The organism is Ewingella americana ATCC 33852 (assembly GCF_000735345.1).
In the GTDB taxonomy this organism is placed as follows: domain Bacteria; phylum Pseudomonadota; class Gammaproteobacteria; order Enterobacterales; family Enterobacteriaceae; genus Ewingella; species Ewingella americana.
In genome coordinates, this window is the sequence record NZ_JMPJ01000066.1 from 249,648 (window position 1) to 270,888 (window position 21,241).

The window sequence follows — 21,241 nt, forward strand, 5'->3', positions numbered from 1 at the left end:
ATGCAATGGATTGGCTGAGTATCCATTGCATATTTAATATGATTTGGACGAAAAAAAGCCCGCAATCGCGGGCTTTTTGTTTTGCAGCAGACGGGTCGAAGCCAGAGGTTAGGCCACGGTTTGCGTCTGGCCGTTCTCGTCTTGATCGACGGCGAAGCAGGCAACCAGCTGGTCGCCGTACTGCTTGAGCTGCGGCTGGAACTGTTTGCAGGTGCTGAAGGCGCGGCGGCAGCGGGCGTTGAACGCGCAACCGGCCGGTGGGTTCAGCGGGCTTGGCAGTTCGCCGGTCAGCTTGATGCGCTCGCGGCGTTCATCCGGGTTCAGGCGCGGCGTCGCGGAGAGCAGCGCTTGGGTGTACGGATGGCGCGGATTGTTGAAGATGGCGTCTTTCGAGCCTTTCTCCACGCAGCGGCCGAGGTACATCACCATCACTTCGTCGGCGATGTGCTCCACCACGGAGAGGTCGTGCGAGATGAAGACATAAGACAGACCGAGGTCTTTCTGTAAGTCCATCATCAAGTTCAGTACCTGTGCGCGCACCGAGACGTCCAGCGCGGAAACTGGCTCATCGGCGATCACCACGTCCGGGTCTAACATCAGCCCACGGGCAATGGCGATACGCTGACGTTGGCCGCCGGAGAACATGTGCGGATAGCGGTCGTAATGCTCGGTTTTCAGACCCACTTTGGCCATCATTTCGAGTGCTTTTTCGCGGCGCTCTTTGGCTGACAGCTTGGTGTTGATCAGCAGCGGCTCTTCGAGGATCTGCCCGACTTTCTTACGCGGGTTCAGCGATCCGTAAGGATTCTGGAACACGATTTGGATCTTCTGGCGACGCAGCTTTTCAGCCGTGGCGTCAGGCTTGAGCAAATCCTGCCCGCGATAGTAAAGCTCACCGCCGGTTGGGATTTCAATCATGGTCAGCAAGCGGCCCAGCGTGGATTTCCCACAGCCAGACTCGCCCACCACCGCCAGCGTTTTACCGCGCTCAAGGTCAAAAGAGACGCCGTCGAGGGCTTTTACCGTGCGCTCAGGAGCAAACAGCCCCTTCTTCACCGGATAGTGTTTCTTCAGGTCAATCGCCTGCAACAGCGGCTCTGACTTCACAGAATTATCATGACTCATAAGTTGGTCTCCCGGCATCATCGAGCGGGTAGTGGCACTTCGACTGGCGTCCATTGCCCAAGTCGCGCAGTGCAGGTTCTTCTTTACGGCAGCGATCGTTAGCATACGGGCAGCGCGGGTTGAGCAGGCAGCCGTTCGGGCGGTCATATTTACCCGGCACGACGCCCGGCAATGACTGCAAACGGGCCTTGTCCGCCGCGAATTCCGGCAGGGAGCGCAGAAGGGCTTGGGTGTACGGATGGCGCGGCGCGCGGAAAATTTCCGACGCGCGGGCGGACTCAACCACCTGCCCGGCGTACATCACGATGATGTGCTGCGCGGCCTCGGCAACCAGTGCCAAGTCGTGCGTGATCAGCATCAGCGCCATGTTCTCTTTCTGTTGCAGCTCCAGCAGCAGCTCAATGATCTGCGCCTGAATGGTCACGTCGAGCGCGGTAGTCGGCTCATCGGCAATCAACAGTTTCGGACGGCAAGCGATCGCCATCGCAATCATCACGCGCTGGCTCATACCGCCAGAAAGCTGGTGCGGATAAACATCAAGGCGCGAAGCGGGGTCAGGAATACCCACCAGCGTCAGCAGGTCGATAGTGCGCTGACGACGCGTTTTACGGTTGCCGCCCTGATGCACCTTGATGGCTTCCATGATCTGGAAACCTACGGTGTAGCAAGGGTTGAGGCTGGTCATCGGGTCTTGGAAAATCATCGCGACTTCGGCACCGACAATCTGGCGGCGCTCTTTTTCGCTCATTTTCTGCAGGTCGCGACCACCAAACTCCAGCGTTTCAGCCATCACTTTGCCGGGGAAGTCGATAAGCCCCATCAGCGCCAGTGAACTGACTGATTTACCCGAGCCGGACTCGCCAACAATCCCGACGACTTCACCCTGTTTAACGCTGTAGCTGATACGGTCAACCGCGCGGAACGGCGTGCCTTCGTCACCAAAGTGAACCGAAAGCTTATCTACGGTCAGCAGGGTTTTGCCAACCGGTACATCTTTAATCAATGTGGTTTCCATCTCTCGTCCCTTACTGCTTGAGTTTAGGGTCAAGGGCGTCGCGCAGACCGTCACCCATCAGGTTAAATGCCAGTACCGTCAACAGAATGATCACGCCCGGGAAGGTCACAACCCACCACGCGCTCTGAGCAAACTGCAATACGTCGGACAGCATAGTGCCCCACTCAGGCGTTGGCGGCTGTGCGCCCATGCCGAGGAAGCCGAGAGCCGCCATATCCAGAATGGCGTTGGAGAAGCCGAGCGATGCCTGAACAATCAGCGGCGCTAAGCAGTTAGGTAAAATGTTCACGAACATCTGGCGCGCGGAACCTGCACCCGCCACGCGAGAAGCCGTCACGTAGTCACGGTTCACTTCGACCAGCACCGCGGCGCGGGTCAAACGCACATAGTGCGGCAAGGCGACGAAGGTCAGAGCCAACGAGGCGTTGACTATCGACGGGCCGAAAATCGCCACCAGTACCAGTGCTAACAGCAGGCTTGGCAGCGCCAGCATGATGTCAACGATACGCATGATAGTGGCGTCAACCACGCCGCCGTAGTAACCGGCGAACAGGCCGAAAACCACGCCGAGGATCAGCGACAGTACCACCACCAGACAACCAACCAGCAGCGACAGGCGCGCGCCGTACATCAGGCGGGACAAGATGTCGCGACCCACGTCGTCGGTGCCTAACAGGAACTTCCAGCTGCCGCCTTCTTGCCAGACCGGCGGGCGCAGCAGCGCGTCACGGAACTGTTCGGCCGGGCCGTGGGGTGCAATCACGTTAGCGCCAATGGCGATAACCAGCATGATGATGATGTAAACCAGGCCAGTCACGGCCCCTTTGTTGCGCTTAAAGTAGTGCCAGAATTCGCGCATTGGCGGCATCGGCGTCGGCGCTGCCGTCACTATTTCGTTAGCAACGGGCTCTGTAACTTGAGACATAGTGAGCCCCTTATTTTCTGTGGCGAATACGCGGGTTGACCACGCCGTAGAGCACGTCTACCAGCAGGTTAACCACGATAATCAGAATGGCGACCAGCAAGACACCGCCCTGCACGACCGGATAGTCGCGGCGTTGTAATGCATCAATCAACCAGCGGCCGAGTCCTGGCCAAGAGAAGATGGTTTCCGTCAGGATGGCACCGCCAAGCAGCGTACCGACCTGCAAACCAATGATGGTCACGACCGGCAGCAGCGCATTGCGCAGTGCGTGGACCACGATGACGCGCATACGGCTCACGCCTTTAGCGCGCGCGGTGCGGATGTAGTCTTCGCCCAGCACTTCCAGCATGGAAGAACGGGTCATACGCACGATAACCGCCAGCGGGATAGTCCCGAGCACGATGGCAGGCAGGATCATGTGCATCACGGCGTCTTTGAAGTCACCCGGCTCGCCCCAGATTAAGGAGTCGATCAGCATGAAGCCGGTCAGCGGCTGGCTGTCATCAAGGAACACCGTGTCGCTTATTCGCCCCGACACGGGCGTGAGATTAAGATGCACCGAGACCAGCATCACCAGCATGATGCCCCACCAGAAGATAGGCATTGAGTATCCCGTCAATGAGATACCTACGGCGGTGTGGTCAAAGATGGAGCCGCGCTTCACCGCCGCCAATACCCCCACGGGTATACCGACGATCACCGCGAAAATCATGGCGCAAATGCCTAATTCCAGCGTGGCTTTGAAACGTGGCACGAACTCCTGCCAAACAGGGACGCGGCTTTTTAACGAGACGCCAAGGTCGCCGTGCAGCACCCCTGTCACATAGTTGAAGTATTGTTGATACAGCGGCTTGTCGAGGCCCATTTCGGCCATCAGCTGTGCGTGGCGCTCAGCAGAAATACCGCGTTCTCCGGCCATGATGGTCACCGGGTCGCCTGGAATCATGTGCACGAAGGCAAAAGTCAGCAAAGTTATGCCGATAAACGTTGGGATAACTAACCCCAGACGTCGGAGTATGAACTGAAACATATCCCGTACTCTCTTGTATAAAATGCCCGGAGAACCGTAGCTCGCCGGGCTTATTGTTAGCTCACAAAACTATAAACTACTGAACTGAAGGACGTAGTGAGCGCTCAGCGAGCAAGGCGGAGGAGCGCCGCAATTGAGACATACCATCAGGTAGGCGAAAATTGCGAGCGCCGCACAACGCAGCTCCCTGTGCGCTCAGTAGTCGATCACTCCACAGAAACGTTTTCGAAGTGGTGTTTGCCCAGTGGATCTACCACATAGCCTTTGACTTCTTTACGCACTGGCTCATAAACGGTGGAGTGAGCCACGATCAGCGCAGGCGCTTGGTCATGCATCACAACCTGAGCCTGTTGGTACAGCGCAGCACGTTTGGCGTGATCAGATTCAGCACGAGCTGGCTGGATCAGGTCTTCAAACGGCTTGTAGCACCAGCGAGAGTAGTTAGAACCGTCTTTCGCCGCTGCGCAGCTGAACAGGGTGGCGAAGAAGTTGTCTGGATCCCCATTGTCGCCGGTCCAGCCCATCATCACAGCCTGATGCTCACCCGCTTTGGCGCGTTTCAGGTACTCGCCCCACTCGTAAGTCACGATGTTGGCTTTCACGCCCACTTTCGCCCAGTCAGCCTGAATCATCTCAGCCATGCGGCGAGCGTTCGGGTTGTATGGACGCTGAACAGGCATTGCCCACAGGTCGATGGTGAAGCCGTCAGCGTGGCCAGACTCTTTCAGCAGCTCTTTGGCTTTAACTGGATCGTATGGGTAATCAACGATGTCTTTGTTGTAGCCCCACATTGTTGGTGGGATCAGGTTTTTAGCCGCAGAGCCAGCACCCTGATAAACCGCGTCGATGATGGCTTGTTTGTTCACAGCCATGGTCAGTGCTTGGCGCACTTTCACGTCATCCAGTGGTTTTTTCTCAACGTTGAAGGAGACATAACCCACGTTCAGACCCGGTTGTTGCATCAGGTTGATGGTTTTGTCTTTCTTCATTGCAGCGATGTCAGCTGGGTTAGGGAACGGCATAACCTGGCATTCGTTTTTCTGCAATTTGGCGTAACGCACAGAAGCGTCAGGCGTGATGGAGAAGACTAAACGGTCGATCTGCGGCTTGGTGCCCCAGTAGCCTGGGAAGGCTTTGTACAGGATGCGGGAGTCTTTCTGGTATTGCAGCAGCTGGAATGGACCAGTACCGATTGGGTTCAGGTCAACTTTCTCCGGCGTACCGGCTTTCAGCATGTTCGCTGCATATTCACCCGACAGGATTGACGCGAAGTCCATACCCAGGTCAGCCAAGAATGGCGCTTCAGGGCGGTTCAACACGAACTGAACGGTGTAATCGTCAACTTTAACGATTTTGTTGATCAGGTCAGGCATGCCCATGCCTTCGAAGTATTCGTAGCTGCCGCCAGAAACGCCGTGGTATGGGTTGTTTTTGTCTAACTGACGCTCAAAGGAGTAAACCACGTCATCCGCGTTGAAATCGCGAGTCGGTTTGAAATCTTTGCTGTCTTGCCACTTCACGCCTTTGCGCAGGTGGAAGGTGTAGGTTTTGCCATCTGGGGAGATGTCCCACTTCTCAGCCAAACCAGGCTGCAATTCAGTGGTACCAATTTTGAACTCTACCAAACGGTTGTAGATAGGCACGGAGCTGGCATCGTAAGTCGTACCAGAGGTGAACAGCTGTGGGTTAAAGCCTTCAGGCGAGCCTTCAGAACAATAAACTAAAGTTTTGGCTTGGACGCTGGCGGCCACGGTCAGCGCTATCAGGCCCATACTGAATTTCAGTAGCCCTGCTTTACCCAAGGAGATTTTCATCGCTTGTGCTCCATCTATTAATGGTGATGTGGATGTGTGTGTTGTATTTGCAGCTCACGCCCCCCTTTATTTTTTATAGACGGGAGGCTGTGTTGCCCAATTCGCTGCGGAAAGTCTTTCCAGAAAAAGGGAGGAACGCCGAGGAGGCGTTTTCTCAGGCAAAACTCGTAAACTTAGCGTTACAAAAAATTACCGGAAAAATCTTCTGGTCTTACTTCGGGCTATCAATTTGGCAACTCTGATGGATGACGTCAATATAACCAATAGGCATTTACAAAGACTGTGAGTAACAGCAAACAAACATAAAAAAACCTTTCTTTAACATATGCAGGATGAAAGTTCAGCCATAAGCCTTAAAGTCAACACATTCACCTATCTGACAGAATCATCTCAGCGCTTTACCCCGTTTTCATTCAAAAAAAATTTCTTGCCAAATGATGATTATATGAACGGTTATTGGTGTGATCGGGCCATAAGCCAGCGGAAAATGCTGGGAACGGATAAGATAATTTGCCGCGAACGCGCCAGAAAAGGGTGCAGATGGACGCCAAAATAGAGCCGGCGATCCATTTTGGTGCAGAGGGGAAAAGGGTGTTTGTTACCGAGTGAAAGAATTTTACTTGCGACATTTTGTTGCGCATAGCGACATTATGGCGCACATTATTGACTAATATGCACTCAAATAAAGGTGAAATTATGGCAACCAGCATCAGGCTTGATGATGATTTTGTCAGCGAAGTGAAAATCCACGCAGAAGCTACCCATCGCAGCATTCCAAAGCAGATCGAACATTGGGCGAAAATAGGCCGAATTGCCGAAGATAACCCCGACCTTACGTATCGATTTATTATGGAAACACTCTTAGCCAAAAGTGAAATTGATAACCACAAGGTAACGCGTTATGTCAGAAGGACAGAGCGGTCAAAGGATTGATACGTTTGAGTCTCATCGTTTCTCAAAGGCATTAAATCGCTTACCGCAACAGCAACAAGCCGTGGTGGAAGATGAGATTGAACGCATACAGGACAACCCGACTATCGGCGAGTTAAAGAAAGGGGACTTGAATTACCTGCGAGTGCACAAATTCCAACTCAACCATCAGCTCGCGCTAATAGGCTATAGCTGGGTCGAAGATAAAATTGCGCTGTATTTGCTGAGTCTGGATTCTCATGAAAACTTCTATAAGGATCAGAAGAATCATCGGAAGGCTGATTTAAAGCTAATGAAGTAACCACCAACCTCCTTCGGAGGTTCTCATCCTCATAAACTCCAGACGAAAAAAAACCTGCTTTAAAAAGCAGGTTTTTCAAATGTGGTCGGCGAGAGAGGATTACGCGCATCTGCGATGCTTGCCCTGCGGGCCGTTGCTAAAGCAACGTGGTCTCGCTTCGCTCGGCTCAAACCTCCTTCGGAGGTTCTCATCCTCATAAACTTCAGACGAAAAAAAACCTGCTTTAAAAAGCAGGTTTCTTAAATGTGGTCGGCGAGAGAGGATTCGAACCTCCGACCCACTGGTCCCAAACCAGTTGCGCTACCAAGCTGCGCTACTCGCCGAATTGGGCCGCATGTTACTGCTGCTGATTCGGAGCGTCAACGCCTTTTTATGACAACTCTGCTGACTGCTTAGAAATTCAGCGGAACCGGCATTTTCAGCCTTAAATACTGTCAGCAGACTGAGGTTTGGCACACCAATTATTGGCGGGATTAATACCACCGTCAGGCGAGGTGTATCCCAAACAGCCCAAGATGGAGTCGAATAACTCTTCGTGGCGTTTTTTGCCACCAACGCGCTGCTGGGCTTTTAACCTGTCGAAAGCTTCCTGATGGTCCGGCTGGGCGAGGAAACTGTCGGACGCCCAGGCAATCATCGGGACGCGGAATTGCTCGTCAGGGGCCATCTGGCGCGGCGTACCGTGCAGGTGCGAGTTCTCATCAATCGACTCGCCGTGATCGGCGGCATAGAACACCACGGCCTTTTTATCGCGCAGTGAGTCAATCACGTTGCCAATAAAGGTGTCGGTATACAGCACGCTATTGTCGAAGGCGTTAATCAGCTGCGCCTTCGAACAAGAGCGGTCAACGCCCATGCACTCTGGCGTGTAGCGCGCAAAACTGCGCGGATAGCGCTGCGAGTACTGATAGTGCGAGCCTTTGGTGTGCAGAATGACTAAATGCTTGCCCTGCGGATGGTTTTTCACCGACTCCTGCAACTCATTCACCAGCAGCATGTCATCTACCGGCTTGCCGTCGTTGCGCTTTTCCGACGCGATGATTTCGCGGAATGAGTAATTGTCAGTATTGGTGTTGTTGTAGAACCACACTTCACTTTGCATCGCGAACAGTTCAGAGCTGAACCCCAGCGACTTGAGCACTGAAAACACGTTTTTCTCTTTCAAGGTTCGCTGCGGATTATCTTCCGCCCCGCCTTCCCGCACGAACATACAGCGCAGGGAGAGCTTAGTGGCGGTGTCGCACGAGGTACCACGGAAAGCCACCAGATTCTCTTCTTGCGACAAACGCGGGGTGGTATCGCGCTCATAGCCGAGGATGCCCATATGGTCCCAGCGGGTGGTCTCGCCGATGATAAACACCACGTAAGTGTCATCAATTCCGGCCGGAGGAATGTAAGTAAACTTTTTCGCTGGGTCTAACAAGTTACTGGTGTCAGTGCTTTCATCCACCTGCGTGTAGGCAAAAAGCCCCAGCGCGGCCAGCCAGTTAGAAGGTAAATAGGAGTGTGCGACCACGCCGCCGTAGCTCGGCAAATCGACGTTAGTCAGCTTCTCATTCAAGCTCTGCTGGCGATCGAGCATGCGCAGCGGCAACCATACCAGTGCCACCACCGCGAGCAAAATAGCCAGCGGGATCAGGCGCTGGCCCGGCGTTTTCATCTGCTCAATCAGCGTCAGCCGCAGGTCATTCTTCCAGATAAAAATCAGAGGAATAATGCTGACAACGGCCATCCACAAGAAGAAATACCAGCCAATCACTTCCTTGCTCAGGTCAATGTCGGTGGTCATAACCGAGGCGATAATGCCGTAGCCAATGACCACGTTGAACATCACCATGTAATAGCTGGCGGCCACCGATATCAGCAGCAAAAAGCTGGCGATGACGCGGAAAAACAGGCGTCCACCGAGTGATAACAGGCGCAGCAGGAAGAAGGTGAACAGCACGATGGCCACCACTTCAGTGACGGCCTGCATGACTTCGGTCAGATTGACGTTGTGGGCCATCGGTGCGAAACGGCGGTAAAACACGGAGACATTGAGGAAAATGCCGATGTAGATCGCTAACAAGAAGGAGAGATTTTGCTGCGATAGAGTCTTCACTCTATTCATGTAATGTGGTTATCCAGACAGTTTTAGAAAGATTCTGAATCATTGTGACATGTTTGTTACCCACTGGTTCATAGATATTGGTCAGAAACGGGATTTGGCTAGGATTTCCAGAATGATCTGCATAAGCCAACCATCAACGAGAAAAGGAGGCCGAAGCCTCCTTGAGATATAAAAACTGGTGTGGCAAACGCGTTATTAATAGGTTTCCACTGATGCCGTGATTTTATTTTACGTTCAGAGTGACATCAATGTTGCCACGCGTGGCGTTGGAGTAAGGGCAAACGTGGTGCGCTTTCTCAACCAGCGCTTCGGCTTCGCTGCGTTCAATACCTGGCAGAGTGATGTCCAGCTGCACTTCTAAACCGTAGCCGCCTGGGATTTCACCTATACCCACGGTGGCTTCGATTTTAGCGTCGGCAGGAATTTTCACCTTTTCTTTCGCGCCAACGGCTTTCAAAGCACCCAAGAAACAGGCTGAGTAACCCGCGCCGAACAGCTGCTCAGGGTTAGTTGCACCACCCAAACCACCCATCTCTTTCGGCAGGCCCAGTTTGACATCCAGCAGACCGTCGTCAGAAACCGCACGGCCATCACGACCACCGGTGGAAGAGACATGAGCGCGGTACATTACTTTTTCGATAGACATATTTCATTCCTTTAAGACAGGTTAGGTTTAGGGTAAGAATTAATATCGCTATTTAATAGCGCACGACTTGTTAATTATTCGCAGACAAACTCGAAACTCTACTCCGGACTTATCTGCTTACTGCAAAGAATGTTGTTGCTGCCTGATAGTCAACAATCAGGACTTATCTTTCAGCCTTTCACGCAGGGACTCAAGCTGGCCCTTCAACGCTGACATTTCTTCGATATCACATTCGGTGGCGCACATAATCGCCTCCGGGATACCTTTTGCTTTCTCTTTCAGCGCCTTGCCTGCGTCGGTCAGGGTAATAATCACCTGACGCTCATCGCTTTTAGCGCGATTGCGAACCAGCAGCCCGGCGGTTTCCAGACGCTTCAACAGCGGCGTCAGGGTCGCGGAGTCAAGGAACAGCTTTTCGCCAATCTCCGATACGATCACATCATCACGCTGCCACAGCACCAGCATCACCAAGTATTGCGGATAGGTGAGATCCAGCTCGCCCAGCAGCTTACGGTAGACCTTATGCAGTGCCAGATTCGCGGAATAGAGCGCAAAACACATCTGTTGGTCCAGATGGAGCAGAGCATTGGTAGGTATCGGTGATTCAGTTTTCGTCTTCATGAGACTCAATATATATAGTGCACGATTTTATCGCAAGCATTTTTTGACGGAATTTTGCTCGAAAGCTATTCGGGCCATTGCCGTGCGCTGTGTAAAACACGCAATATCTTGATCTTGTTAGGAGTTGATGGAAGAACAGCATAGACCACAATGAAGTGTGTTTCCGGAATAATCAGTTCGCGGGTTTCCGCTAAACGCCCTTTTCTTCCCTGCGCTTGGCGAAATACGCCTCCACCTCTTCATGAGGTATGCCCGGCGAGTCGTCTTCCAAGGACTCCCGAACTTTAGCCTTAAACCATATATCGTAAGCTTTTGAATCCGAGACAAACCCGGCTGGCAACCCTCCTTCATTGGCGACTCGCGTCAATAAAATCCTCACAACGTCAGAGAGGGTCAAACCAAGGCTTTCAAGCACTGCGCTTGCTTTGTCCTTAATTTCTGAATCGATACGCGCCTGAACCAGAGCATTTGGCATCATGTTTTCCTCATTGGGCATTAAGCCCTTATTGTCATTCAATTGAATGACAACATCCACCTTCACTGCGCGATTCTTTGCAGCATGTAGGGATAGAACGGGTTGGATGACACGCGCATTAGCTGATCCATACTGACCACCAGCGCCCCGCTTTCACCCCGCGCGGCCAAACGCCCGAGGTGAATGCCGTATTGCGGTGCGCCCTGCGGATTTCGCCCATACAGGGAGTCGTCCAGTGGGAAAGGCAGCGCGACGTGTGATAGCGAATAAAACTCTGATGGATAATCAATACCCAGCGGCGTGGTGGTGGCCTGAGCCTGCTCCGCCTCGGTGATTTGCGCCACTGTCGCCGCCTGCTCTGGCGACGCGTTGGTGATAACCGTGGTTTGATAGTGACGCGGCGCGGCGGGCAGCAGCCGCTCGATGGCGGTTTCGCTAGACGCACGCAGCAATGGCCCGACATAAGCATTGCGGTTGATATCAATTAACACCAGCTGGCTGCCATTGGCGGGCAACTGGTTAAACAGGTGCGTGACCACGGCGCGGGTGCTGACTGTCGAGTCCAACACTGATTGGAAAGCCAGAATCGGCGGCAGTTGCTCCAGCTTGCCCGACTTGGCATCTGCACTGACCTGCTTTTGCAAGGCGCGGGTCAACAGATAGGACTGTCGCGCGCCGTTCACCGGAAATGAGTTGTATTTGAACGGATTGAACTCCGGCAAAATATTTAGCCACGCCGTCTTGGCGAAGGCGGGGAAAATCGCCGGCCAGCCAGCGATACCGGCAAAGCGCGCAAAGCTGGTGACGCCGATCATCGGCGAGATAAGCACTAAACGCGCCGGCCGTTCAAGGGAGGCATTATCCAACGCGTCCAGCGTGTACTTCACCGCCAGCGCCCCGCCGTTTGAGAAACCGACCATTTGTAGCGGGACATCGGGACCTGCCGCGCGCCGCGCTTCCCTTACGGCGAGCCTTGTGGCGGCTAGCCACTGCGGCCAATCAACATTGGTCAGCCCGCCCGGCACGGTGCCATGACCCGGCAGACGAATGCCCACCGCCACAAAACCGCGCCGCTGATAATCTTGTGCAATGTGCCGCAGGCTATAAGGCGAGTCAGTCAGGCCATGCAGCAACACCACCGCGCCTCGGGGTTTCCCCTCGGGCATTAGCTCGTAAGACCGATTCCAGTCCGTCGCAAAATGCTCGGGATAAATCGGGCTACGGTCATAATAGCGATTCAAAGGAATACGCTCTTCAGGCTCCAGTTTGTCCGTCACCTGCTGTTTCACTTCTTCAAACGCGCGCTGTTCTGCCTTGAGATAATCCGCCCAAGTGCTTTTATCAAGCTGCGCCTCGGTGAGTTCATCCGGAACCAAACGATGCCAAGGCTCAAGGGGTGCTCCTTGAAGGGAGTCGTAAGCACGGACGCCAAACAGGGTGAGTGCCACCAGCAACAGGGCAAATAGCCCTCTTTTCAAACGGCGCGACAATTTTCGAAAGTGCATGAAGTCAGTATTCCCTAGGGCCATCGCTGGGCGTGGTGAATGATTCTAACGATATGAAGTTCAACGCACCGTATCTGATAAATCATAATGTAATTTGGCCGAATCACTGCCTCACGTAAACCCGCGACTCTACTCTCTCTATAAATTAGCGGGTCGATACAGACCCGCTCGGCAAAAATGTCAAACTCATCATCAAGCGCTATCGCAGCCTGCACATTCTGGGCTGATAGCCAGTCAAAAATGCGTTCACGGTCCTCGAGTGCCATTGGTTTCCATACCAGTTGCATAGTTTTCCTTAACGCTTATTCACTCTCTTTTTTATTCAGCACGGCTTTTCGGGCTGCGAAGTAGGCTTTGACGTCTTCATGAGCAACGGTGGGCCGTGGGTCATCAAGTGATTCTTGGACCTGTTCGCGCAGCCAAGCATCAAGAGCCGCAGCCTCGTGGGCACGTTTGAGGGCTTCGGAACGGTCCGGGCGGGTCACTCCTCCACCGTTCGCGGGGTCAAAGTCGGTGATATCCACTTCAAAGCGATTGATACCGAACTCTTTTAAGTAAGCGGCGAGCGTTTCAAACCGTTTGAAAACGCGCACCTTACCACTGCGTTGGGCCATAAGGGCCGCCTGACTTACGCCATATTTAATCATTATTGTCCATCCTCCATGTTGGGCTATCACACTTACCTGACTCACTACTCCCGCCTCGTTCAAGCGGGTCAGTGATCCGTGGTCGATCATCTCTTGTGCCATAGGTCAGCTCACTTTCCTGTAATCAACAATAAATCATTTATGCAATTATCTATACATCGCAGAGAATAGAAAGCCGATTTTATCTGTTTTGTGCGTGGCAACTCGCAAAATTCCCGCGCCATTTTCGGTCAGTTGCATAGCAACGGTGGTGCAACATTTGTGCAGTGGATATTTTACCCACCACAAAACCCTTTAAAATCAAAAACTAAAAATATGGCACAGCCTTTGCTTTGTTGAATTCAATCTTGTGTACCAGATGGAATTCAACCAATGAACGACAGCAAAAGCTCGGTAACTACACCTTTTCATGCCTTCACTTTACCTGACTGGCAACGGCACTATCTTTCTGCACCGGACAGTTTGCGCAGTTCGCTGTCAATGGTTCTGGCCAGCCTGAATCCGCAAGACACCGCATGGCTCTATTTGGCGACGCCTGACCAGCTCGAGGCGCAATTCGCCCATTTGGAGCAGTTACGCCGCGATGCCAATGGCTCACTGGCTTCACTGCCGTTGTTTGGCGTGCCTTTCGCGGTCAAAGACAACATCGACGTCGGCGGCTGGCCGACCAGCGCCGCCTGCCCTGAATTCACCTACGTCGCCCAAGACGATGCCACCGTGGTCGCTAACCTGCGCGCCAAAGGGGCCATTGTGGTCGGCAAAACCAACCTCGACCAATTCGCCACCGGACTGGTGGGCACTCGCTCTCCGCGCGGGGCGGTGCGCAACACTTTCAACCCAGATTACGTCAGCGGTGGCTCAAGCTCCGGCTCGGCCTCGGTGCTGGCGCACGGGCTGGTTGCCTTCTCTCTGGGCACTGACACCGCAGGCTCCGGCCGCGTACCGGCGGGCTTCAACAATATTGTGGGTTTGAAGCCCACCAAGGGCTGGCTGTCGAATAAAGGCGTGGTTCCGGCCTGCCGATTGAACGACGCCGTCTCCGTTTTCGCTCTCACCGTGGAAGACGCCCAAGCCGTGGCCCACGCCGCCGGGGGATATGACGCCGCTGATGCCTATTCGCGCGCCAATCCGCACACCGCGCCAGCCGCCATGTCCGCCCACCCGCGCTTCGCCGTGCCGAACAGTCTGGAATTCTTCGGCGACGCGCTGGCCGAGTTTGAATTTGAGCAATCTCTTGAGCGCCTGTCTGCCAGCGGCGTGACGCTGGTGCCTATCGACTTCACGCCGTTCCGCGAACTGGCGGAGCAGCTCTATTACGGCGCGTGGGTCGCCGAGCGCACGGTGGCGGTGGGGAAAATTTTCGAAGAAACGCCAGAAGTGATGGACCCCACGGTGCGCGGCATTGTGGCGAACGGGCTGAATTACAGCGCCTGTGATGCTTGGCGGGCCGAATACCTGCGGGCCGAGCTGGCGCGCAAAATCAATCTGGCGCTCGAAGGTTTTGACGCGCTGATCGTGCCGACCTCCCCGACCATTCGCACGCTGGAAGAGATGGCGCAGGAGCCGGTGCGCTACAACTCGCAGTTCGGCACCTATACCAACTTCACCAATCTGGCGGACCTTTCTGCGCTGGCGCTGCCTGCCAGCATTCGCGCCGACGGCCTGCCGTCCGGCATCACGCTGATTGCTCCGGCATGGCACGACGACGCGCTGGCCGCCTTTGGTCGCCAGTGGCAGCGCAGCCTTTCTCTGCCTCTCGGTGCAACCGGCCGCGAACTGAGCGCCAACGCGCTGATGCACGCCATTCCGACCAGTAAAGACCACGTGCGCGTCGCCGTGGTGGGGGCGCACCTGACCGGCATGCCGCTGAACTTCCAACTGACCCAGCGCAAAGCCGTGCGGGTCGAGCAGACCACCACCGCTGCCAACTACAAGCTGTTTGCGCTGGCCAACACCCAGCCGCCAAAACCGGGCTTGGTTCGCGCCGAGGGCGGCAGCGCCATCATCGTCGAGCTGTGGGACATTCCGCTGGCGCGCTTCGGCGAGTTCGTGGCGGAGATCCCCGCGCCGCTGGGCATTGGCTCGCTGCAACTGGCCGACGGCCGCACGGTGAAAGGCTTTATCTGCGAGCCGTGGGCAATTTCCGACGCTACCGACATCACCCATTTTGGCGGCTGGAGAAGCTACATCTCCCACCTCGCCTCCCTGAATCACGCCTGAGGATCACGACGATGTTTACTACCGTATTAGTGGCAAACCGCGGCGAAATTGCCTGCCGCGCAATTCGTACTCTGAAACGCCTCGGCGTGACCAGCGTGGCGGTCTATTCCGACGCCGATCGCAATGCGCCGCACGTCACCGACGCCGATATCGCCATTGCGTTGGGCGGTGAGAAGGCCAGCGACAGCTATTTGGTGATCGACAAGATTCTGGCCGCCGCCAAACAGACCGGCGCGCAGGCGATTTATCCGGGCTACGGTTTCCTGTCCGAAAGCGCCGAATTCGCTGACGCCTGTGAAGCAGCGGGCATCGCCTTTATTGGCCCGAGCGCGGCGCAAATCCGCGAGTTTGGCCTTAAACACCGGGCGCGCGAGCTGGCGGGAGCCGCCAATGTGCCAATGACGCCGGGCACCGGCCTGCTGGATAGCATTGAAGAAGCCGTCAGCGCGGCGGCTGAAATTGGCTACCCGATTATGTTGAAAAGCACCGCGGGTGGTGGCGGTATCGGCCTGACTCGCTGTGATGACGAAGCCGCCCTGCGCGCCGCGTGGGACAGTGTGAAACGCCTCGGCGAGCACTTCTTCCGTGACGCGGGGGTGTTTTTAGAGCGTTTTGTAGATCGCGCGCGCCATGTAGAAGTGCAGATTTTTGGTGACGGCAAAGGCCGGGTGGTGGCCCTCGGCGAGCGTGACTGTTCGCTGCAACGCCGCAACCAAAAAGTGGTTGAGGAGACGCCAGCGCCGAACCTGCCACAGGCCACGCGAGAAGCCTTGCACCGCGCCGCCGTGCAGCTCGGGGAGTCGGTCAGCTATCGCAGCGCGGGCACTGTCGAGTTTATTTTCGACCCGGCGCGCAACGAATTTTACTTCCTCGAAGTGAATACCCGCCTGCAAGTTGAGCATCCGGTCACCGAAATGGTCACCGGGCTGGACCTGATTGAGTGCATGCTGCGCGTGGCCGCCGATCAGCCGCTAGACTGGGCTGCGATGGAAAAAGCCCCGCAGGGCGCAGCGATGGAAGTGCGTATTTACGCCGAAGACCCGCTGAAAAACTTCCAGCCAAGCCCCGGCGTGCTGACGGAAGTGGTGTTCCCTGACGACGTACGCGTCGACGGCTGGGTCTCTACCGGCAGTGAAGTTTCAGCGTTTTATGACCCGATGATCGCCAAGCTTATCGTTCACGGTAAAGACCGCGAAGAGGCTCTTGAGAAGATGTCCCGTGCGCTGGCCGCCACCCGCCTGCACGGCATCAGCAGCAACATTGATTATCTGCGCCAAGTGGTCGCCACGCCGGTGTTCCATCAGGGCGAGATGTGGACGCGGATGCTCGACAGCTTCGAGTACGCGCCGCAGGCCGTCGAAGTGATTGCGCCCGGCACCTACAGCAGCATTCAGGATTACCCCGGCCGCCTCGGCTATTGGGATATCGGCGTGCCACCGTCCGGCCCGATGGACGATTTTGCCTTCCGTCTGGCTAACCGCATCGTGGGCAACCACCTCGACGCCGCCGGGCTGGAATTCACCCTGCAAGGCCCGACCCTGCGTTTCCACTGCGACGCCACTATCGCGCTGGCCGGCGCACTCTGCCCGGCAGACCTTGATGGCGAAACCGTGGACTATTGGCAGCCGGTGCAGGTCAAAGCCGGGCAGACGCTAACTCTTGGCCGCGCCACTCAGGGCTGTCGCACCTATCTGGCGGTGCGCAACGGCTTCGACGTGCCGGTTTACCTCGGCAGCCGTTCGACCTTTGCCCTCGGCCAGTTTGGCGGCCACGCGGGCCGCACGCTGCGCGTCGCCGATATGCTCACCGTTTCCCAGCCGGAGCTTGACGCCTGCACCACCCCTGCGCCGGTAGATTTGCCGCAGGCCGCTGCACCGCACATCGTGCCGACTTACGGCAATGTCTGGAATATCGGCGTGCTTTACGGGCCGCACGGCGCACCGGACTTCTTCACCAAAGAGTCCATCGACGCCTTCTTCGAAGCCGAGTGGCAAGTGCATTACAACTCCAACCGCCTCGGCGTGCGCCTGACCGGACCAAAGCCGCAGTGGGCGCGGCTGGACGGCGGCGAAGCGGGCCTGCACCCGTCCAACGTGCATGACTGCGAATACGCCATCGGCGCAATCAACTTTACCGGCGACTTCCCGGTGATTTTGACCCGCGACGGGCCAAGCCTCGGCGGTTTCGTCTGCCCGGTGACCATTGCCAAAGCCGAGCTGTGGAAAGTCGGTCAGGTGAAACCGGGGGATAAAATTCGCTTCCACCCTATCAGCTTTGAGCAAGCGCAGGCGCTGGAGCTGGCCCAGCAGGGCACCATCGACTCATTAATGCCGGTCGAAGCTATGGCGCTGGCCACGCCGTCCCTGCTGCCTGACACCACGGCGTCCGCCACCGTGCTGGCTGAACTTCCGGCCAGCGCCGAGCGCCCGTCGGTGCAATATCGTCAGGCCGGTGACGGCTACATTCTGATCGAGTACGGCGACAACGTGCTGGATTTGGCCCTGCGTCTGCGCCTTTATCTGCTGATGAAAGCCATCCGCGAAGCCGCCGAGCCGGGCATTGAGGAGCTGTCGCCGGGCGTGCGCTCGCTGCAAATTCGCTATGACAGCCGGGTGATTCACCAGTCGCACCTGCTTCAGCACCTGTTGACGCTGGAGCACGACTTGGCCGACGTCAGCCAGCTAAAAATCCCTACCCGCATCGTGCATATGCCGATGGCGTTCGAAGACTCCGCCACCCTTGGCGCGGTGGAGCGCTACCAGCAAACCGTGCGCGCCGAAGCGCCGTGGCTGCCGAACAACGTCGACTTTATTCAGCGCACCAACGGGCTGGCGAGCCGTCAGGAAGTGAAAGACATCATCTTCAACGCCAGCTACCTGATCCTCGGGCTGGGAGATGTCTACCTCGGCGCGCCGTGCGCCGTGCCTGTCGACCCGCGCCATCGTCTGCTGAGTTCGAAATACAACCCGGCGCGTACTTACACCGCCGAAGGCACCGTCGGCATTGGCGGCATGTACATGTGCATCTACGGCATGGACTCGCCGGGGGGCTACCAGTTGGTGGGCCGCACCCTGCCGATTTGGAACAAGTATCTGAAAAATGCCCAGTTCAAAAACGGCGAGCCGTGGCTGCTGCACTTCTTCGATCAGGTGCGTTTCTATGAAGTGACTGAAGAGGAGCTTGAGGCCCAGCGCGACGCCTTCCGCGAAGGCCGCGCGCAGGTGCGGATTGAAGAAACCGAGTTTGATTTTGCCCAGTACACCCAGTTCTTGGCTGACAACGCGGAGGATATCGCCGACTTCCGCTCGCGCCAGTCCGCCGCTTTCACCGCCGAAGTCGCCCACTGGGCCGCGCAGGAGAGTGCGGCCGTGGAAGCCGCCGCCAACGCGGTGCAAGTGGTTGAATATCAAAGCGAACAGGACGGCCATCTGGTGAGCGCCGACCTGAATGGCAACGTGTGGAAGATTCTGGTCGAGCCGGGCCAGCAGGTGGAAGAGGGTCAGGCGCTGATCGTGGTGGAAGCGATGAAAATGGAGCTGTCGGTCTACGCCCCTTGCGCGGGCCGAGTAAGCAAAATCAGCTGTCAGCAAGGCCGTCCGGTCGGCCCCGGCGACGCACTGCTATGGCTAGACGTCGCGCAATCGGCCTAAGCCAAGAAGAGTAGGAGCCAAGATGCAACTGACTGATTCACGTAACGCTGCGGATAAAAAGCGCACCAAAATCCGCCCGGAAGGGCTGGCCGAGCGCATTTATTTGCAGCTCAAGGACGACATTTTCAACTTTCGCCTGCTGCCGGGCGACAGGTTCAGTGAGAACGATGTTGCAGACCGCATGGAAACCAGCCGCACGCCGGTGCGTCAGGCGTTGTTTTGGCTGGAGCGCGAAGGCTATGTCGAGGTGTTTTTCCGCAGCGGTTGGCAGGTCAGGCCGTTCGACTTCGACTATTTCGAGCAGCTTTACGACCTGCGCATCGTGCTGGAGCTGGAGGCGGTGAAACGCCTCTGCGCCCTGCCTGCGGCCTTGCAGCCGGTGCAACTCGGCCAGCTAAAGGCGTTCTGGGTAGAGGCGCCGCGCCTCGAGGACGGGCAGGAAGTCTCGCGCTATGACGAAGCTTTCCACATGACGCTGGTCGAGGCCGCGGGCAATGCCGAAATGGCGCGTATTCACCGCGACCTGACGGAGAAAATCCGCATCATTCGCCGCCTCGATTTCACCAAAGGCTCGCGCATTGATGCCACGTATCACGAACACGCGAGCATTCTGCTCGCTATCTTGCACCAGCAAACCGAGGAGGCTCAGCGCCAACTTCACGACCACATCTCGGGCAGTAAGGCCGAGGTACGCAAAATCACGCTGCACATGCTGCATCAGGCTCGAAATGATGAGGGCAACCCATCAGGACTTTTATAAAAATTTTTCGACTTAAACCAATAACCAACAGGGGTTTTACTATGCATCGTCGACATTTTATTAAAGCTTTTGCTCTCTCTGCGACCGTGGTCAGCATGGGTCTGGCCTGGGGCGCGCAGGCCGCCGACACCATCAAAGTCGGCATCATGCACTCGCTCTCCGGCACCATGGCAATTTCTGAAACGCCTTTAAAAGACGTGGCGCTGATGACCATTGACGACATCAATGCCCACGGCGGCGTGCTGGGTAAAAAGCTCGAGCCGGTGGTGGTTGACCCAGCGTCGAACTGGCCGCTGTTCGCCGAAAAAGCCCGCCAGCTGCTGACGCAAGACAAGGTGGCGGCGGTGTTTGGCTGCTGGACATCGGTATCGCGCAAATCAGTGCTGCCGGTGTTCGAAGAGCTGAACGGCCTGCTGTTCTACCCGGTGCAGTATGAAGGGGAAGAGATGTCGCCAAACGTGTTCTACACCGGCGCGGCACCAAACCAGCAGGCTATTCCGGCGGTGGAATACCTGATGAGCGAAGATGGCGGCAGCGCCAAACGCTTCTTCCTGCTGGGTACTGACTATGTTTACCCGCGCACCACCAACAAAATTCTGCGCGCCTTCCTGCACTCGAAAGGGGTGAAAGACAGCGATATTCAGGAAGTCTATACGCCGTTCGGCTACAGCGATTACCAGACTATTGTTTCCGACATTAAGAAATTCTCCGCCGGTGGCAAAACTGCAGTGATCTCCACCATCAACGGCGACTCCAACGTGCCGTTCTACAAAGAGCTGGCGAATCAGGGCGTTAAAGCCACCGACGTACCGGTTGTCGCTTTCTCCGTGGGTGAAGAAGAGCTGCGCGGTATCGACACCAAGCCGCTGGTCGGCGACCTCGCCGCGTGGAACTACTTCGAATCCGTGGATAACCCGGTGAACAAGAAATTCGTCGCCGAGTGGAAGGCTTACGCCAAGGCCCACAAACTGCCAAATGCTGACACCGCCGTGACCAATGACCCGATGGAAGCCACCTACGTGGGCATTCATATGTGGGCGCAAGCCGTGGAAAAAGCTGGGACGACGGATGTCGATAAAGTCCGCGCCGCCATGGCCGGGCAGACCTTCGCCGCGCCGTCTGGCTTCACCCTGACCATGGACGCCACCAACCACCACCTGCACAAGCCGGTGATGATTGGCGAGATTGAGTCCAACGGCCAGTTCAACGTGGTATGGCAGACCGACAAGCCTATCCGCGCCCAGCCGTGGAGCCCGTATATCGCCGGGAACGACAAAAAGCCTGACACCCCGGTGAAAAGCACTAACTGATTGTTAGGTAAGGGATAACTCCTTCTCTCCTCACGGGGAAAGCAGGATGAGCCTCTACTCCTTCTCCCCTCATGGGGAAAGCAGGATGAGCCTTAACTCCTTCTCCCCTCACGGGGAGAAGGCTGGGATGAGGGGTGGTTTCAACCCGAGGTGATAA

At 56.0% G+C, this 21,241-nt stretch carries 18 protein-coding genes, 1 tRNA gene and 1 other RNA gene; 6 read left to right on the top strand and 14 right to left on the bottom strand.

Annotated features, from left to right (window positions below; genetic code table 11):
• Positions 1–108: 108 nt before the first annotated feature.
• From dppF to dppA, 5 genes are all read right to left on the bottom strand, one after another.
• Complete coding sequence (dppF, locus tag GEAM_RS17715) at positions 109–1,125, bottom strand: dipeptide ABC transporter ATP-binding subunit DppF (RefSeq protein ID WP_034794069.1); 1,017 nt, start codon at positions 1,123–1,125, stop codon at positions 109–111.
• Positions 1,115–2,140: a dipeptide ABC transporter ATP-binding protein gene (dppD, locus tag GEAM_RS17720; RefSeq protein WP_051899565.1), complete on the bottom strand. Its 1,026-nt coding sequence runs from the start codon at positions 2,138–2,140 to the stop codon at positions 1,115–1,117. Before dppD ends, dppF begins: the two co-directional genes overlap by 11 nt.
• Positions 2,141–2,150: 10 nt before the next feature.
• The gene (dppC, locus tag GEAM_RS17725) at positions 2,151–3,065 is read right to left on the bottom strand and encodes a dipeptide ABC transporter permease DppC (protein ID WP_034794070.1); all 915 of its coding nucleotides are present in this window, start codon (positions 3,063–3,065) and stop codon (positions 2,151–2,153) included.
• 10 nt (positions 3,066–3,075) lie between these two features.
• A complete protein-coding gene (gene dppB / locus GEAM_RS17730; protein ID WP_034794071.1) occupies positions 3,076–4,095 on the bottom strand; it encodes a dipeptide ABC transporter permease DppB in 1,020 nt (339 codons plus the stop codon).
• 206 nt (positions 4,096–4,301) lie between these two features.
• Positions 4,302–5,909, bottom strand: coding sequence for a dipeptide ABC transporter periplasmic-binding protein DppA (dppA, locus tag GEAM_RS17735; protein WP_034794072.1), 1,608 nt, complete (start codon positions 5,907–5,909; stop codon positions 4,302–4,304).
• 696 nt (positions 5,910–6,605) lie between these two features.
• Here dppA and GEAM_RS17745 point away from each other — a divergent pair.
• Together GEAM_RS17745 and GEAM_RS17750 are read left to right on the top strand one after the other, a co-directional pair.
• On the top strand, positions 6,606–6,842 hold the full coding sequence (locus GEAM_RS17745; RefSeq protein WP_034794079.1) for a ParD-like family protein: 237 nt from the start codon (positions 6,606–6,608) through the stop codon (positions 6,840–6,842).
• Positions 6,811–7,140: a type II toxin-antitoxin system RelE/ParE family toxin gene (locus tag GEAM_RS17750; RefSeq protein WP_034794081.1), complete on the top strand. Its 330-nt coding sequence runs from the start codon at positions 6,811–6,813 to the stop codon at positions 7,138–7,140. Before GEAM_RS17745 ends, GEAM_RS17750 begins: the two co-directional genes overlap by 32 nt.
• Positions 7,141–7,222: 82 nt before the next feature.
• Here the strand turns inward: GEAM_RS17750 and GEAM_RS22850 are convergent.
• The 9 genes from GEAM_RS22850 to GEAM_RS17790 all read right to left on the bottom strand — a co-directional run bounded on the left by GEAM_RS22850 (position 7,223) and on the right by GEAM_RS17790 (position 13,111).
• Positions 7,223–7,351: non-coding RNA, RtT sRNA (locus GEAM_RS22850), on the bottom strand.
• 35 nt (positions 7,352–7,386) lie between these two features.
• Positions 7,387–7,463: transfer RNA gene (locus GEAM_RS17755), tRNA-Pro, on the bottom strand.
• A gap of 101 nt (positions 7,464–7,564) precedes the next feature.
• Positions 7,565–9,250, bottom strand: a complete 1,686-nt coding sequence (gene eptB / locus GEAM_RS17760; RefSeq protein WP_034794084.1) for a kdo(2)-lipid A phosphoethanolamine 7''-transferase — start codon at positions 9,248–9,250, stop codon at positions 7,565–7,567.
• Positions 9,251–9,473: 223 nt separating this feature from the next.
• The gene (locus GEAM_RS17765; protein ID WP_034794086.1) at positions 9,474–9,896 is read right to left on the bottom strand and encodes an organic hydroperoxide resistance protein; all 423 of its coding nucleotides are present in this window, start codon (positions 9,894–9,896) and stop codon (positions 9,474–9,476) included.
• Positions 9,897–10,052: 156 nt separating this feature from the next.
• Complete coding sequence (locus GEAM_RS17770; RefSeq protein ID WP_034794088.1) at positions 10,053–10,517, bottom strand: MarR family winged helix-turn-helix transcriptional regulator; 465 nt, start codon at positions 10,515–10,517, stop codon at positions 10,053–10,055.
• A 190-nt stretch (positions 10,518–10,707) separates the two neighbouring features.
• On the bottom strand, positions 10,708–11,058 hold the full coding sequence (locus GEAM_RS17775; RefSeq protein WP_244956646.1) for a type II toxin-antitoxin system RelB/DinJ family antitoxin: 351 nt from the start codon (positions 11,056–11,058) through the stop codon (positions 10,708–10,710).
• Positions 11,055–12,497 carry an alpha/beta hydrolase gene (locus GEAM_RS17780; RefSeq protein WP_034794089.1) on the bottom strand — a complete coding sequence of 481 codons (1,443 nt, stop codon included), beginning with the start codon at positions 12,495–12,497 and terminating at the stop codon, positions 11,055–11,057. Before GEAM_RS17780 ends, GEAM_RS17775 begins: the two co-directional genes overlap by 4 nt.
• Before the next feature lie 14 nt (positions 12,498–12,511).
• The gene (locus GEAM_RS17785; RefSeq protein WP_034794091.1) at positions 12,512–12,784 is read right to left on the bottom strand and encodes a type II toxin-antitoxin system RelE/ParE family toxin; all 273 of its coding nucleotides are present in this window, start codon (positions 12,782–12,784) and stop codon (positions 12,512–12,514) included.
• 15 nt (positions 12,785–12,799) lie between these two features.
• The gene (locus GEAM_RS17790; protein WP_246867342.1) at positions 12,800–13,111 is read right to left on the bottom strand and encodes an antitoxin PaaA2 family protein; all 312 of its coding nucleotides are present in this window, start codon (positions 13,109–13,111) and stop codon (positions 12,800–12,802) included.
• Positions 13,112–13,516: 405 nt separating this feature from the next.
• Here GEAM_RS17790 and atzF point away from each other — a divergent pair, with 405 nt between their 5' ends.
• The 4 genes from atzF to urtA are packed head-to-tail and all read left to right on the top strand — an operon-like array spanning position 13,517 to position 21,084.
• Entirely contained in the window at positions 13,517–15,364 is a 1,848-nt protein-coding gene (atzF, locus tag GEAM_RS17795; RefSeq protein ID WP_034794103.1) for an allophanate hydrolase, read from the top strand.
• Positions 15,365–15,375: 11 nt separating this feature from the next.
• A complete protein-coding gene (uca, locus tag GEAM_RS17800) occupies positions 15,376–19,014 on the top strand; it encodes an urea carboxylase (RefSeq protein ID WP_034794106.1) in 3,639 nt (1,212 codons plus the stop codon).
• A gap of 22 nt (positions 19,015–19,036) precedes the next feature.
• The gene (locus GEAM_RS17805) at positions 19,037–19,774 is read left to right on the top strand and encodes a GntR family transcriptional regulator (RefSeq protein WP_034794109.1); all 738 of its coding nucleotides are present in this window, start codon (positions 19,037–19,039) and stop codon (positions 19,772–19,774) included.
• A gap of 41 nt (positions 19,775–19,815) precedes the next feature.
• Entirely contained in the window at positions 19,816–21,084 is a 1,269-nt protein-coding gene (urtA, locus tag GEAM_RS17810; protein ID WP_034794111.1) for an urea ABC transporter substrate-binding protein, read from the top strand.
• Positions 21,085–21,241: the final 157 nt, after the last annotated feature.

What these genes read in the sequence shown, in the direction of transcription:
- dppF (WP_034794069.1), bottom strand. Translation starts at nt 1,125, where the DNA reads ATGAGTCATGATAATTCTGTGAAGTCAGAGCCGCTGTTGCAGGCGATT.
- dppD (WP_051899565.1), bottom strand. Translation starts at nt 2,140, where the DNA reads ATGGAAACCACATTGATTAAAGATGTACCGGTTGGCAAAACCCTGCTG.
- dppC (WP_034794070.1), bottom strand. Translation starts at nt 3,065, where the DNA reads ATGTCTCAAGTTACAGAGCCCGTTGCTAACGAAATAGTGACGGCAGCG.
- dppB (WP_034794071.1), bottom strand. Translation starts at nt 4,095, where the DNA reads ATGTTTCAGTTCATACTCCGACGTCTGGGGTTAGTTATCCCAACGTTT.
- dppA (WP_034794072.1), bottom strand. Translation starts at nt 5,909, where the DNA reads ATGAAAATCTCCTTGGGTAAAGCAGGGCTACTGAAATTCAGTATGGGC.
- GEAM_RS17745 (WP_034794079.1), top strand. Translation starts at nt 6,606, where the DNA reads ATGGCAACCAGCATCAGGCTTGATGATGATTTTGTCAGCGAAGTGAAA.
- GEAM_RS17750 (WP_034794081.1), top strand. Translation starts at nt 6,811, where the DNA reads ATGTCAGAAGGACAGAGCGGTCAAAGGATTGATACGTTTGAGTCTCAT.
- eptB (WP_034794084.1), bottom strand. Translation starts at nt 9,250, where the DNA reads ATGAATAGAGTGAAGACTCTATCGCAGCAAAATCTCTCCTTCTTGTTA.
- GEAM_RS17765 (WP_034794086.1), bottom strand. Translation starts at nt 9,896, where the DNA reads ATGTCTATCGAAAAAGTAATGTACCGCGCTCATGTCTCTTCCACCGGT.
- GEAM_RS17770 (WP_034794088.1), bottom strand. Translation starts at nt 10,517, where the DNA reads ATGAAGACGAAAACTGAATCACCGATACCTACCAATGCTCTGCTCCAT.
- GEAM_RS17780 (WP_034794089.1), bottom strand. Translation starts at nt 12,497, where the DNA reads ATGCACTTTCGAAAATTGTCGCGCCGTTTGAAAAGAGGGCTATTTGCC.
- GEAM_RS17785 (WP_034794091.1), bottom strand. Translation starts at nt 12,784, where the DNA reads ATGCAACTGGTATGGAAACCAATGGCACTCGAGGACCGTGAACGCATT.
- GEAM_RS17790 (WP_246867342.1), bottom strand. Translation starts at nt 13,111, where the DNA reads ATGGCCCAACGCAGTGGTAAGGTGCGCGTTTTCAAACGGTTTGAAACG.
- atzF (WP_034794103.1), top strand. Translation starts at nt 13,517, where the DNA reads ATGAACGACAGCAAAAGCTCGGTAACTACACCTTTTCATGCCTTCACT.
- uca (WP_034794106.1), top strand. Translation starts at nt 15,376, where the DNA reads ATGTTTACTACCGTATTAGTGGCAAACCGCGGCGAAATTGCCTGCCGC.
- GEAM_RS17805 (WP_034794109.1), top strand. Translation starts at nt 19,037, where the DNA reads ATGCAACTGACTGATTCACGTAACGCTGCGGATAAAAAGCGCACCAAA.
- urtA (WP_034794111.1), top strand. Translation starts at nt 19,816, where the DNA reads ATGCATCGTCGACATTTTATTAAAGCTTTTGCTCTCTCTGCGACCGTG.